This is a genomic window from Bacillus sp. PSXD-155 (genome assembly GCF_049310765.1).
GTDB lineage: Bacteria > Bacillota > Bacilli > Bacillales > Bacillaceae_G > Bacillus_A > Bacillus_A cereus.
In genome coordinates, this window is the sequence record NZ_JBMOWC010000005.1 from 199,632 (window position 1) to 212,909 (window position 13,278).

Consider the following 13,278-nt stretch of genomic DNA (forward strand, 5'->3'; position numbering starts at 1 on the left):
TTCATAAGAAGCAGCCACTAGCTGCTTCTTATTTCTTTCCTTCTAACAACTCAATAATTCTCTCTTTATATTTTCCTTTTCTTCCATCTTCATAGATTAAATCATGTGGATAGAATAGCTTTTGGTCCGTTCTTTTCTTACCTGTAATCGCCTCAACAATATCCGATTCACGTGAAAGCTCTCTAAGCTCTCCGTTTGGCATAAGAAGTAGGATTGGCAAACGCTCTTCTTCTTCTCCTGCACGATAAAAGTCATACGGTAAGTCTGATGTTGAATCAACTACTAAATAATACTCCGGATCAAGTCCAATCTTTTTAAATAAACTACTTAATTCCATCCAATTATCTAAACCGTGTTTATCTGTAAACTCTACATATTTAAATAGGTTTCGATTCATAAAACGGCGGCATAGATCGCTTAAAATTGGATCTTCTTCTTCCTGCCATACTTGGAAGTAGTAATACATAACGTTCTCGTCTAACTTTAAATAATCCTCTACTGTTACTTCTTCTTCAAATAAAGAATAGAAATGAACAGGATGATTTTTAAATGTATAATACTTCTCGTGCAATGATTTAGCACGGTGTAAAATCTTCGTTAAAATAACTTCTGCACTTCGCGTTACCGGATGGAAATATACTTGCCAATACATTTGATAACGACTCATAATGTAATGCTCAACAGCATGCATACCACTATTTTTAATGACTACTTGATCCCCATACGGGCGCATTACACGCAGTATACGTTCCATATCGAAGTTTCCATACTTTACGCCTGTAAAATAAGCATCTCTTAATAAATAATCCATACGATCCGCATCAATTTGGCTCGAAATCATACTAATTGCTAATTTATTAGTAGACGTTTTTGCAATTACATCTGCTACCTTTTGTGGAAACTCCTTATCAACACGACTTAATACATCATTAATCTCCGTATTGCCAACAATAATCTTTTGCGTAAATTTCTCATGATCTAATGAAAATACTTTTTCAAACGAGTGAGAAAATGGGCCGTGACCGACATCATGAAGTAATGCCGCACATAAACATAACAATCTATCTTCAGCATTCCAATTTGGTCTGCCATCAAACACATCATCAATCATACGACGAATAATTTCGTATACACCTAACGAATGAGTAAAGCGACTATGCTCTGCACCGTGAAATGTAAAAAATGTCGTTCCAAGCTGCTTAATACGGCGCAAGCGTTGAAATTCTTTCGTTCCGATTAAATCCCAAATAACACGATCACGCACGTGCACATATTTATGTACTGGGTCTTTAAACACTTTTGTTTCGCTGAGTTTGTCGTTTAAATATACCACTTTCCGACATCCCCCTTTCTTTACTACATTCTTACTTTATATTATAAACGAAATGAGAAACAGAAAGAAATGAAAGACTGTATTAATTACCTTTATAAAAAGAAAAAATCACCTTTACCGAAGTAAAAGTGATTTCCTTTATACATTATTTACCTAAAACGAATTCAGCAACTTCGTCTAAGATCATATCTTTCCCTAATGGGAAGTAACCTTTGTTTAAGTCTTCATTTTTAATTGTGAATACGTGGTTGTTTTTAACAGCGTTCATGTTTTTCCAAATTGATTCTTCTTGGAATTCTTTTAAGCGCTGAGAACCGTCACCAGTTGTAAATACGAATAAGTAATCTGGGTTGTAATCGATTAAAGCTTCTTTTTGTACTTGTACTAGTGGTTTATCAGTTGGTGTACCTTTAACTGCTGGTAGTTTTAAATCATTAAAGATTACGCTACCGTAACCGTAGTCACCGTATACGCGGAAAGCATTTGGATACGCAGCCATTTTCATGAATGTTGCTTCACCAGTTTTAGCGACGATTTTGTCATGTAATTTGCTTGCTTTTTCATCATACTTTTTGAACCATTCTTTTGTTTCTTTTTCTTTACCGAAGATTTGACCTACTTCTTCGAATTTTGGACGCCATTGATCTAATGGAGTGTTTAACATAACTGTTGGTGCAATTTTAGATAATTGATCATAAATCTTTTCTTGACGATTATTTACAAGAATTAAATCTGGTTTTGCAGCAGCTACTGCTTCGATGTTAATTTTATCGCCCCAAGCAGAACCAACTGGTTTAACGTCTTTTAGTTTCTTTTCAATATGTGCATCAATTTTTTCTTGAGATGTATTAGCAGTAATAACCGGTTTCATACCGAAAATTAATAATTCTTCTGTTGAACCACTAAGGTCAGCAATTTTCTTTGGGTTTGCAGGAATTTTAATTTCCCCTTTTGCATGTTTTACAGTGCGCTCTTCAGTCTTTGCATCTGCTTTCTTTTCTTCTTCTTTGTTAGAACAAGCAGCAAATAGTACAGAAGTCACAACTAATACCATTGCTAATAGTGCCATTTTAAAATTCTTCATGTTCCCACTCCTTCTAGCTGTATTTATCTTATAAGTTGCAATGAACTATAAGAAACGAAGATAACAATTAATCAATATATTTTTATTAATTGTTGTTAATACCCCATTCTAACGGGCGTTCAACTTCCCATTCTTATATAAGAAGCTCAACGTCCATTAGAAGTCCCCCCTCTTCACGAGGGGGTTCTACTTAAGCTTTTTTACGCAATTGATTACTAATCATCGCTAAATCATATGTTAAGCAAATTGGCTTACAGTTTACTGGACATGGAACGATTTGAGCTTCAATCTCAAATACGTTACGAAGTGTTTCACTTGTCATAACTTCATCTGGTGTTCCTTGTTTCATTAACTTACCTGCTTTTAATGCAATCATATGATCTGAGAAACGAGAAGCGTGGTTTAAGTCATGGATAACCATAACAATCGTTCTACCTTCTTCTTCATTTAACTTTTTCAATAAGTTTAATACTTCTAATTGATGAGCCATATCTAAGTACGTTGTTGGTTCATCCAATACAAGTAATTCTGTTCCTTGTGCAAGAGCCATTGCAATCCAAACACGTTGACGTTGACCACCAGATAGCGCTTCTGCTGGACGATTCGCAAATTCTTTCATTCCTGTCACTTCAAGTGCCCAGTTAATGTAGCGATAATCCTCTTCTTTCAACGTGCCAAACCCTTTTTGATGAGGGAATCTTCCGTATGACACAAGCTCAAATACAGTAAGACCCGTTGGTACTTCTGCAGTTTGTGGTAAAATCGCCATTTTCTTTGCAATTTCTTTCGTTGGCTGTTTCTCAATTGCTTTTCCGTCAAGATAAACAGTACCTTGTTTTGCCTTCAAAATACGAGACGCCGTTTTTAATAATGTGGACTTCCCACAACCATTTGGCCCAATAATTGTTGTAATTTTCCCTTCCGGAATTTCAACTGTTAATCCATCAATAATTAAACCTTCATTATAGCCAACAGATACCGCATCAACCGCTAAAGTTGCCATACGAAAAGCCTCCCTTTATTTTGTCCTCATAAGTAAATAAATGAAATACGGTGCACCAATTACAGAAATAACAAGACCGACTGGTATTTCTGAAGTTGTTAGTACACTTCTTGAAATTACGTCTGCGAATAAAAGTAAAAACGTTCCTATTAGCGCAGCTGTGGGCAACATGATTTGATGTTTGCCACCAACAAGGCGCCTTGCTAAATGCGGGGCCATTAAACCGATAAAGCCAATTCCACCGGCAACAGCAACAGATGCACCCGCTAAACAAACTGCAATAAATAATAATTTACGTCTTTCTTTTTCTACATTTACACCAAGGCCAACTGCTGTAGAATCGCCTAGGTTCATTACATTTAATATGTGTGCTTTACTTATAGCAAGCGGTAAGAAAATAACCATCCATGGAAGTACACTTAATACGAATTTCCAATCTGTACCCCACAGACTTCCCGCCAGCCAAATCGTAGCAAAACGAAAATCGTTAGATGTCATCTTCATAGAGAAAATTAAACTAACAGCTCCAAATCCAGCTGCAACGGCAATACCGACTAGTATTAATCGAGTCGATGAAACGCCGTCTTTCCATGCTAATAAATAAATAATTACCGCTGCTAATATCGCTCCAACTAGTGCGAAAAATGGAAGAATGAATACAGATAAAAATGTACCAGTCCCTACTTTCCCGAAGAAGAAGTAGACGAATATAACAACTGTTAATCCCGCTCCAGCATTAATCCCTATAATACCTGGATCAGCAAGTGGATTTCGTGATAAACCTTGCAAAATCGCACCTGACATAGCTAAAGCAGATCCGACTAGTATAGCAATTACCATACGCGGCATACGGAATTCAAATAAAATAACAGACTGATCTTCAGCCCCTAGTCCAACCAATGACTTTAATACGTCCATTGGGGGTATTTTAAAAGTTCCTGTATTTAAACTAATAAGAAATATAGAAACGATTAGTCCTACTAAAATCGTTAATATAGAAATGTTCTTTTTTGTTAAGACACTCGTCCTCACATCTTTCCTCTCCCTTCATTACGTGCTAAGTAGAGGAAGAATGGAACCCCAATTAGCGCTGTAATTGCTCCAATTGGCGTTTCAAATGGCGGGTTAATAACGCGAGATAACATATCTGCACATTCAATTAACAGCCCGCCTAAGACCGCAGAACATGGAATAACCCATCTATAGTCCGAGCCTACAAGGAAACGAGTCATATGCGGGATTACAAGACCAACAAACCCTACTGATCCTGCCATGGAAACTGCGGAACCCGTTAAAACAAGAACAAGTACTGTTCCGATAAATTTAATTAATGTCGTATTTTGACCAAGTCCAATTGCAATTTCTTCACCGAAGCTCAAAATTGTAATATATCTCGACATCATAATTGCGATAAAAAGACAAACAAGGCCAATTGGCACTAACATATTAATACTTTGCCATTTCACTCCAGCAACTCCGCCTGCATTCCACATGCTCACCTCTTGGGCAAGATTAAAATACAATGCGATTCCAGATGAAATTGCCCCTAATAAAGCACTAATAGCTGCACCTGCTAAAGCTAATTTCACAGGTGTTAATCCACCTGGTGAAGAAGACCCAATTCCATATACAATGCTTGCACCAAACGCAGCTCCAATAAAAGATGCGATAACAAACATTAAATAAGGTGAATTAGGGAAAAATGCATACATAATTGCAATTCCAAATACAGCCCCATCTGTAATTCCCATTAACGATGGTGAAGCAAGTGGATTTCGCGTCATGCCTTGCATAATTGCTCCTGATACCGCTAAAAAGGCACCTGCAACTACGCCCCCTATTGCTCTAGGCATGCGAAGCTCTTGAATTACGTTATGATGTGTAATAGATCCATCAAACTGAAATACAGCTTGCCATACAGTCTTTAAACTAATATCTGCAGCCCCAAAAGAAATAGAAACTGCCATGCTTAAAGCTAACAAAACTGTACCCGCTACTAAAATAATAGAAGCGATGAGCGGTCTGCTCTTAATCTCTTTAACATTCTCTTCTTGCTGTTCTATACTGCTTGCGCTCGCTTCCATCCCTCAACCATCCTAACCAACAACATATATTTATTAAAATGAAATTTATTCTCAAATAGCAATAAAAAAATTAGGTGAATTGTTATTTTCCTGATAATGATTCTCAGAATCAGACACTTCTATTCTACCTATCGCTTTAAAAGACTGTCAACCATTATTTTGAAATATAAATTTATATAAATTGGAACTTTAATACAAAAGTTATATCCATCCTTTAGAAAACGTTCGTCCACACAAGAGTACTTTCGCAGAATAAATCTTTCCTCTTATGGGCATAAAAAAAGAAGAGTAATCTTTTCACTCTTCTTTTTCTTACTTATTTAACTTTGCTTCAATTTTTACGATTAACTCATCTTCTGTTGGAGCCGCAACTGGACGGTTATTTACAAATGCGAATGATTTTTTACGACCAGGACCACAGTAAGACTGACATCCAACTTCAATCGTTGCACATGAATCTACTTTTTTTAACTTCGGAACTAACGTTTTAACGTTCGTTGCCTGACAGTCATCGCACACGCGAAATTCGTTTCCCATTATATAACACTTCCTCTATTTTAAACTTTTCTCAAGTTCGTTTAAAAATAAACACTAAATGGTATTTTACCGCTCTTTGAAGCTCGTTGCAAGTTTCCCTACAAAGCCTATTCTCTACATAATGCTACATATTTATATGCTCTCCTACAGAAGCGCTCACCATTCATGGGAAAATTTTTACCTTTCATCGAAATCTACCATATTTTTAAAAGCTTTGTATAAAAGTTTATTTTTTTGCCCATTATAAAAATAGGAAGTTCATAAAAAGAAAGGGAGTTGAATCTATGAAAGTAAGACAAGATGCTTGGACAGATGAGGATGATTTATTACTTGCTGAAACGGTACTTCGTCATGTTCGAGAAGGAAGTACGCAATTAAATGCATTTGAGGAAGTAGGAGATCAGTTAAATCGTACATCTGCTGCTTGTGGTTTCCGCTGGAATGCTGTCGTTCGCTATAGCTATGAACAAGCTCTTCAACTAGCAAAAAAACATCGTAAAGATAAAATGCGTGCTGCAAGCGGTGAACAAGCGAAAAAACGTTTACTTTATACACCACCAGCTTCAGATTCGATAACTGATTATGAAGAATTAGTACAAGAGGAATCAATCGTACAATATAAAGAAGCTATTCCATATCAAGAATCTACTGCTCCTGCTGCAAGAAGCTCTATGACAATGCAAGATGTTATTTATTTTTTACAAACAGTCGGATCTTCAAATATAAAAGTGACAGCTCTTGAAAACGAGAATACGAGATTGAAACAAGAAATTAAAGCACAAATCCTTCGGAATGAGGAACTAGAAAAGAAACTAGAAAAGTTAGAAAAGCAATCTCATACTGTACAAGAAGATTACGAAACACTTATGAACATTATGAACCGAGCTCGTAAATTGGCAGTCATGGATGACGAAGAACGTTCTCAAACATCTTTCCGAATGGACCGAAACGGTAATTTAGAAAAAATTGCAGAATAAAAAGGATGCATGTAATGCATCCTTTTTATTATTTCACCTTTAAGCTCCCCCTTTATATGTGAGAAAACTCCATTCTTCATTTTTTGCTATAATAGAGATTGTCATTTTAAAGATAAGGGGTTAGTTATATGAGCAATTCCCGTTCCATTTTATCTCAGCCAGAGTGGCGCATTGTAGATCAGTCTAGTTTGGGACCAACATTCCACGCACTTCAGTCATTCGCAATGGATGACACATTATGCACAAGCATTGGAAATGGCAATTCAGCCGCAACAATGCGTTCTTGGGTTCATCACAATACAATTGTCCTTGGCATTCAAGATTCACGCCTTCCGCATTTAGAAGAAGGTATTTCTTTTTTAAAACAACACAACTTCAATGTTATTGTTCGTAATTCTGGCGGGCTTGCAGTCGTGCTTGATGAAGGTGTTTTAAACGTATCACTTTTATTCCAAGAAACAGAAAAAGGTATCGATATTGATCTTGGATACGATACGATGTGGCATTTAATTAAGGAGATGTTAAAGGATTACAACGTTACTATCGAGGCAAAAGAAATTGTTGGCTCTTACTGTCCTGGTAGTTATGACTTAAGTATTCGCAATCAAAAATTCGCTGGTATTTCACAACGTCGTATTCGCGGCGGTGTCGCTGTCCAAATTTATCTCTGTGCTACCGGAAGTGGCTCTGAGCGTGCCGCACTCGTTCGTGATTTCTACAACCTAGCAATTCAAGGAAAAGAAACACGCTTTACGTACCCTGAAATTGTACCAAGTACGATGGCCTCACTCTCAGAATTACTTGGCGAAACCATTACAGTACAAGATTTAATGATGCGTCTTTTAAAAACATTGCAGCAATTCGCTCCAAAGTTAACACCATCTCAATTAACAATAGATGAGATTCCTTTATATGAGACGAATTTACAACGTATTATTGATCGTAATAATAAAGCACTTGGCTTAGAAAAATAAAAATGACCACCCTAAGGGTGGTCATTTTCCATACTAATTCATTTTAGAATTAAAGTGCTTGAGCTGCTGTAATTAAAGCTAACTTGTACACTTCTTCTTCGTTACATCCACGAGACAGGTCATTTACAGGCATGTTTAAACCTTGTAAGATTGGTCCTACTGCTTCGAAGTTACCTAAACGTTGAGCGATTTTGTAGCCGATATTACCAGCTTCTAAGCTTGGGAATACGAATACGTTAGCATCACCTTTAATTGTAGAACCTGGAGCTTTTTTCTCCGCTACAGATGGTACGAATGCAGCATCGAATTGGAATTCTCCATCTAAAGTTAACTCAGGAGCCATTTCTTTTGCAATGCGAGTTGCTTCTACAACTTTTTCTGTTTCTGGAGATTTCGCAGAACCTTTTGTAGAGAAGCTTAACATAGCAACACGTGGATCAATGCCGAATAACTCAGCAGTTTTCGCACTTTCGATACCGATTTCAGCTAAATCTTGGCTGTTTGGTGCAATGTTAATTGCGCAATCAGCGAATACATATTTCTCTTCTTCACGTACCATGATGAATACGCCAGAAGTTTTTGTAACGCCTGGTTTTGTTTTAATAATTTGAAGTGCCGGACGAACTGTATCAGCTGTAGAGTGAGCTGCACCACTTACTAAACCGTGTGCTTTGCCCATGTATACAAGCATTGTACCGAAGTAGTTTTCGTCTTTAAGGATTTTGCGAGCGTCTTCTTCAGTTGCTTTACCTTTACGGCGTTCAACGAAAGATGCTACCATTGCATCCATTTCTTCGTATGTAGCTGGGTCGTAAATATCAACGCCTGCTAATGTTAAATTCATGCTAGCAGCTTTTGCGCTAATTTCTTCCTTATTACCAACTAAGATTGGTTTTACTAACTCTTCTTTTGCTAAACGCTCTGCAGCGCCTAAAATTCTTTCATCAGTTCCTTCAGGAAGTACGATAGAAATGCCTTTTCCTTGAACTTTTTCTTTTACTGTTGTAAATAAGTTGCTCACGAATAAACCCTCCTACATATGTTAAAAAACTCTATCTTTAAGAATACTGCTTTTCTTCTATATTTTAAACTTATAGCTCCCAAAAAATAGATAAAATAAAAATGATTATATTTTCATAAAATTCAGCCGTTAAATTCACCTCGCTTAAACACTTAAATGTGACAATTTTATGCGCCAAGGTTTTATATAGATGATTTTAAAACTATATATGCTATAGTTAACGTGTAAAACTATCATTAACTGAGGTGAATAGAATGAGTGAAGCAACAACAACGTTAGATGGCTGGTATTGTTTACATGATTTACGTTCTATTGATTGGGCTGCATGGAAAACATTATCTAGCGACGAACGCGGACAAGCAGTGTCTGAATTTTTAAATGTCGTTGAAAAATGGAACGAAGTAGCTACTGCGAAAAAAGGTAGTCACGCAATGTATACAGTTGTTGGTCAAAAAGCTGATATTATGCTTATGATTTTACGTCCAACAATGGAAGAGTTAAATGAAATTGAGACAGAATTGAATAAAACAACATTAGCTGAATATATGGTTCCTGCATATTCTTACGTATCTGTTGTTGAACTAAGCAACTACCTTCCAGCTGATGAGGATCCATATCAAAATCCACAAATTTTAGCTCGCTTATATCCTGAATTACCGAAAGCAAATCATATTTGCTTCTATCCAATGGATAAGCGTCGCCAAGGTGATGACAACTGGTACATGCTTCCTATGGAAGAGCGTAAAAAAATGATGTACAGTCACAGCAAGATTGGTCGCCAATACGCAGGGAAAGTACGCCAAGTTATTTCAGGATCTGTTGGATTCGATGATTTCGAGTGGGGCGTAACATTATTCGCTGACGATGTTCTTCAATTTAAGAAACTTATATATGAAATGCGATTTGATGAAGTAAGTGCTCGTTATGGTGAATTCGGAACATTCTTCGTTGGAAACATCTTACCAGACGAAAAAGTAGAGAAATTTTTACACATATAATATTGAAAAAGGGACGAAATTCGTTCCTTTTTTTATTTCCCTCTATATTTCTCCTCAAAAAACTCCTTTTTCCCGCAAATTCGAACAAAAACCGACAAATTCCTTACAAAATTGTAACTTTTCTATATCCAAATTCATGCTAAAATGGTACGAGCTATATGCTAATAACGATGCGAAGGTGATAATTTATATGAAGAAAATCTTGTCTATTTTACTAGCGCTTCTATTGTCAATTTCTTCCTTAGAAGTAACAACATCCCATGCGGAAGAAAAAATACAAATAGAAGCTGCTGCTGCACTTCTATTTGATGCAGATACAGGGAAAATACTGCATGAACAAAACCCAGACGAACTGCTAGCTATTGCTAGTATGTCAAAATTAATTGTTGTTTACGCTGTTTTAGAAGCAATTAAAGAAGGGAAAATTACTTGGGATACGAAAGTAAATATTTCCGATTACGCTTATGAAGTCTCACGTAATAATGAATTCTCTAACGTACCGTTCGAAAAAGGACGTCAATATACTGTAAAAGAATTATATCATTCTATTGTTATCTTCTCTGCAAACGGGTCTAGTATTGCTTTAGCAGAGCTACTTGCAGAAAGTGAGAAAAACTTCTTAAATCTTGCAAATGAACATGCAAAAAAACTAGGGTTAAAGAAATATAAATTTGTAAACGCTACTGGTTTAAATAACGCTGACTTAAAAGGGAAACATCCCGAGGGTACTGATCCAAATGCAGAAAACTCTATGTCAGCTCGCGATATGGGTATACTTTCAAAAGTAATGATTACAAAGTATCCAGAAATGCTAGAGGATACAAAACAAAGATTTAGAAACTTCCCAGACAATCATCCAAAACCAATTCGTATGGAAAACTGGAACTGGATGTTACCAGGAGCTGCCTTCGCTTATGAAGGTACTGATGGTTTAAAAACAGGAAGTTCTGATACAGCTGGATATGGATTTACTATTACTGCGAAACGCGGTGATTTACGTCTTATCTCGGTTATTATTAAAACGAAATCAATGGACGAGCGCTTCACAGAATCTCGTGAATTAATCGAATATGGATTTAATAACTTCGAAAAACAAAAGCTCAAGGTTGATAAAAATAACACAATCTCTGTAGTAAAAGGGAAAGAAGATCAAGTAACGGTTGCACCTGAAAAAGAAATAACAGTAATTGCAAAAAAAGGTAGCAAAGATCCTTATAAAATTGGGACTGAATTAGATAAATCTCTTGCTGAAGATGGACATTTAGTTGCTCCTGTTAAGAAAGATGCTAAAGTAGGCTCAATTACTTTAGAATCAACTGATAAATATGGTTTCTTAGACGGTAGTAAAAGTATGAAAGTTACTGCAAAAACAACAGAGGAAGTTGAAAAAGCAAATTGGTTTGTGCTAACAATGCGCTCTATTGGAGATTTCTTCTCAAACTTATGGTCTAAAGTATTTTAATGATGAAAAGCTAGCTCACGCTAGCTTTTTTTATTTTCCTCTCTCAATGTAAAACTTCGTTTGGTTGTCATATCTGAGTCCTTTTTCTCATACGTATGAACTAGTAATTGTTCCACACTTCATCTAGAAATAAACCTCTTTCCAAAAGGTATTACAAAAAGAGAGGTGACACATAATGGGTGTTATTGCTTATAACGAAGCAGATGTAAAGTTGTTAGCTAGACTGATGCGTGCTGAAGCCGAAGGAGAAGGGCAACAAGGAATGTTAATGGTCGGAAACGTTGGGGTAAATCGTGTCCGCGGAAATTGTTTAGACTTTAAAAGTATTCGTAATTTACGTCAAATGGTGTATCAAAATCCTGGTGGTTTTGAGGCAACACAAAAAGGATATTTTTATCAAAGAGCCCGTGAACAAGATATCGCCTTAGCAAGGCGAACTATTCAAGGACAACGTTTTTGGCCCGCTAACTTTGCCTTATGGTTCTTTAGACCTGAAGGTCCTTGTCCACCAACTTGGTATAACCAACAAAACTCTGGTCGCTTCAAAAAGCACTGCTTCTTCCAACCATCTGGTGAAGACTGTCCTAGCGTATATTAAGAGATGAAAATGAGGAGGGATTTTTGAATGGCACAGCAACAAAATCCGTACTATGGAACAGGTTTTTATCAACCATCTGGAACTTATGTCCAACCACAACAAATGACTCAACAACAACAGCAAGCAATGCAACAACAAACAGCTCAAGCTGCGCAAGCTCAATATGCAATTTCTCAAGGCATGTTACCTCTAGAGCAATCCTATATTGAAAATATCCTTCGTTTAAACAAAGGTAAGCAAGCTACAGTTGTAATGACTTATGAACGTGGCAGTTCCCTTGGTACACAATCTTATACAGGTATTATTGAAGCAGCCGGCCGTGACCATATCGTTATTAGTGAACCGCAATCAGGAAAACGCTATTTACTATTAATGATCTACTTAGATTACGTAGAATTTCCAGAAGAAATTACGTATTTACCTAGTCAACAAGCAACTTATACTCCAAGACCATAAAAAAAGCTGGCAAATGCCAGCTTTTGTTTTTTATAATCCTTTTACAACTGCAGTCCCTACTAGAATCCACGCCACAATAAACGCTACACCACCAAGAGGTGTAATTGGGCCAAAGAACTTAATGCCTGTCGTACTTAATGCATACAAACTACCTGAGAACATAATAATCCCAGCTACCATTAGCCAACCAGCAGTAGTTAAAAGTGATGATTGAACCTTATCCATCAATAAAGCAACTACGAATAATCCACCTGCATGAAACATCTGATATGTAACGCCTGTTTTCCAAACTTCTAACATTTTCGCAGAAATTTTATTTTCTAAACCGTGTGCTCCAAAGGCCCCTAACGCAACAGATAGCCCCGCTGCAATACAACCTAGTAAAAAGAAAATTTTCATCTTAATTCCCCTTTTTTACCTTTATCATAAGCAATTTTTTCATATAAGCCAAACGATTTAATTCTTAAAAATCAAATAAAGAATTACCATTTGCACCTTCTTCTTTTATATACACAGGTTCTCCAGAAACTGGTATAACTGGTTGAACTGTTGTTATAGGCTGTGATCCAATTACTTGCGATTGAATTTGCGGCTCCCTATACGTAGAAGATTCAACCTGTTCATCTAATAGTAAATCGCATAAAGCACGCACAACTAATAAATGTTCTTTTGACTTTTGTCCTTCGCTACTTTTTGCCTTCGCAATTTCATTCGCCATTTTATTTAAAATCTTGTCACTAGATATTTGCAT

At 36.6% G+C, this 13,278-nt stretch carries 15 protein-coding genes; 6 read left to right on the forward strand and 9 right to left on the reverse strand.

Annotated features, from left to right (window positions below; translation table 11 throughout):
- Positions 1-28: 28 nt before the first annotated feature.
- The 6 genes from ACO6VI_RS07505 to ACO6VI_RS07530 form a co-directional block, all read right to left on the reverse strand.
- A complete protein-coding gene (locus tag ACO6VI_RS07505; protein ID WP_000262741.1) occupies positions 29-1,333 on the reverse strand; it encodes an HD domain-containing protein in 1,305 nt (434 codons plus the stop codon).
- 145 nt (positions 1,334-1,478) lie between these two features.
- A complete protein-coding gene (locus tag ACO6VI_RS07510) occupies positions 1,479-2,417 on the reverse strand; it encodes an ABC transporter substrate-binding protein (protein ID WP_000787724.1) in 939 nt (312 codons plus the stop codon).
- 190 nt (positions 2,418-2,607) lie between these two features.
- Entirely contained in the window at positions 2,608-3,420 is an 813-nt protein-coding gene (locus tag ACO6VI_RS07515) for an ABC transporter ATP-binding protein (RefSeq protein ID WP_000212068.1), read from the reverse strand.
- A gap of 15 nt (positions 3,421-3,435) precedes the next feature.
- A complete protein-coding gene (locus tag ACO6VI_RS07520; protein ID WP_001260757.1) occupies positions 3,436-4,452 on the reverse strand; it encodes a FecCD family ABC transporter permease in 1,017 nt (338 codons plus the stop codon).
- A complete protein-coding gene (locus tag ACO6VI_RS07525; RefSeq protein ID WP_000388296.1) occupies positions 4,449-5,504 on the reverse strand; it encodes a FecCD family ABC transporter permease in 1,056 nt (351 codons plus the stop codon). The genes ACO6VI_RS07520 and ACO6VI_RS07525 overlap by 4 nt, the downstream gene beginning before the upstream one ends.
- A 312-nt stretch (positions 5,505-5,816) precedes the next feature.
- On the reverse strand, positions 5,817-6,041 hold the full coding sequence (locus ACO6VI_RS07530) for a DUF1450 domain-containing protein (protein WP_000526079.1): 225 nt from the start codon (positions 6,039-6,041) through the stop codon (positions 5,817-5,819).
- A gap of 284 nt (positions 6,042-6,325) precedes the next feature.
- Between ACO6VI_RS07530 and ACO6VI_RS07535 the strand changes: the two genes are divergently transcribed.
- Both ACO6VI_RS07535 and ACO6VI_RS07540 read left to right on the forward strand, forming a co-directional pair.
- Positions 6,326-7,018, forward strand: a complete 693-nt coding sequence (locus tag ACO6VI_RS07535) for an RsfA family transcriptional regulator (protein ID WP_000868358.1) — start codon at positions 6,326-6,328, stop codon at positions 7,016-7,018.
- A 128-nt stretch (positions 7,019-7,146) separates the two neighbouring features.
- Positions 7,147-7,992, forward strand: coding sequence for a lipoate--protein ligase family protein (locus ACO6VI_RS07540; protein ID WP_000071953.1), 846 nt, complete (start codon positions 7,147-7,149; stop codon positions 7,990-7,992).
- 49 nt (positions 7,993-8,041) lie between these two features.
- Here the strand turns inward: ACO6VI_RS07540 and pta are convergent, their stop codons facing one another.
- Positions 8,042-9,013: a phosphate acetyltransferase gene (pta, locus tag ACO6VI_RS07545; RefSeq protein WP_000067215.1), complete on the reverse strand. Its 972-nt coding sequence runs from the start codon at positions 9,011-9,013 to the stop codon at positions 8,042-8,044.
- A 254-nt stretch (positions 9,014-9,267) separates the two neighbouring features.
- Between pta and hemQ the strand changes: the two genes are divergently transcribed.
- The 4 genes from hemQ (at position 9,268) to gerQ (ending at position 12,527) form a co-directional block, all read left to right on the forward strand.
- Positions 9,268-10,011, forward strand: coding sequence for a hydrogen peroxide-dependent heme synthase (gene hemQ, locus ACO6VI_RS07550; RefSeq protein ID WP_001287595.1), 744 nt, complete (start codon positions 9,268-9,270; stop codon positions 10,009-10,011).
- A 190-nt stretch (positions 10,012-10,201) separates the two neighbouring features.
- Positions 10,202-11,473 carry a serine hydrolase gene (locus ACO6VI_RS07555; protein ID WP_000722833.1) on the forward strand — a complete coding sequence of 424 codons (1,272 nt, stop codon included), beginning with the start codon at positions 10,202-10,204 and terminating at the stop codon, positions 11,471-11,473.
- 175 nt (positions 11,474-11,648) lie between these two features.
- Complete coding sequence (gene cwlJ, locus ACO6VI_RS07560; RefSeq protein WP_000538155.1) at positions 11,649-12,071, forward strand: cell wall hydrolase CwlJ; 423 nt, start codon at positions 11,649-11,651, stop codon at positions 12,069-12,071.
- A gap of 27 nt (positions 12,072-12,098) precedes the next feature.
- Positions 12,099-12,527, forward strand: coding sequence for a spore coat protein GerQ (gene gerQ / locus ACO6VI_RS07565; RefSeq protein WP_000068652.1), 429 nt, complete (start codon positions 12,099-12,101; stop codon positions 12,525-12,527).
- A 30-nt stretch (positions 12,528-12,557) separates the two neighbouring features.
- Here gerQ and ACO6VI_RS07570 read toward each other — a convergent pair whose 3' ends face one another.
- Together ACO6VI_RS07570 and ACO6VI_RS07575 are read right to left on the reverse strand one after the other, a co-directional pair.
- Positions 12,558-12,926 carry a DUF423 domain-containing protein gene (locus tag ACO6VI_RS07570; RefSeq protein WP_000688315.1) on the reverse strand — a complete coding sequence of 123 codons (369 nt, stop codon included), beginning with the start codon at positions 12,924-12,926 and terminating at the stop codon, positions 12,558-12,560.
- A gap of 64 nt (positions 12,927-12,990) precedes the next feature.
- Complete coding sequence (locus ACO6VI_RS07575) at positions 12,991-13,278, reverse strand: YwdI family protein (protein WP_001167346.1); 288 nt, start codon at positions 13,276-13,278, stop codon at positions 12,991-12,993.

Coding starts and splice junctions, on each gene's coding strand:
- ACO6VI_RS07510 (WP_000787724.1), bottom strand. CDS start 2,417: ATGAAGAATTTTAAAATGGCACTATTAGCAATGGTATTAGTTGTGACT.
- cwlJ (WP_000538155.1), top strand. CDS start 11,649: ATGGGTGTTATTGCTTATAACGAAGCAGATGTAAAGTTGTTAGCTAGA.
- ACO6VI_RS07540 (WP_000071953.1), top strand. CDS start 7,147: ATGAGCAATTCCCGTTCCATTTTATCTCAGCCAGAGTGGCGCATTGTA.
- ACO6VI_RS07555 (WP_000722833.1), top strand. CDS start 10,202: ATGAAGAAAATCTTGTCTATTTTACTAGCGCTTCTATTGTCAATTTCT.
- ACO6VI_RS07570 (WP_000688315.1), bottom strand. CDS start 12,926: ATGAAAATTTTCTTTTTACTAGGTTGTATTGCAGCGGGGCTATCTGTT.
- gerQ (WP_000068652.1), top strand. CDS start 12,099: ATGGCACAGCAACAAAATCCGTACTATGGAACAGGTTTTTATCAACCA.
- ACO6VI_RS07515 (WP_000212068.1), bottom strand. CDS start 3,420: ATGGCAACTTTAGCGGTTGATGCGGTATCTGTTGGCTATAATGAAGGT.
- ACO6VI_RS07525 (WP_000388296.1), bottom strand. CDS start 5,504: ATGGAAGCGAGCGCAAGCAGTATAGAACAGCAAGAAGAGAATGTTAAA.
- ACO6VI_RS07575 (WP_001167346.1), bottom strand. CDS start 13,278: ATGCAAATATCTAGTGACAAGATTTTAAATAAAATGGCGAATGAAATT.
- ACO6VI_RS07530 (WP_000526079.1), bottom strand. CDS start 6,041: ATGGGAAACGAATTTCGCGTGTGCGATGACTGTCAGGCAACGAACGTT.
- ACO6VI_RS07535 (WP_000868358.1), top strand. CDS start 6,326: ATGAAAGTAAGACAAGATGCTTGGACAGATGAGGATGATTTATTACTT.
- hemQ (WP_001287595.1), top strand. CDS start 9,268: ATGAGTGAAGCAACAACAACGTTAGATGGCTGGTATTGTTTACATGAT.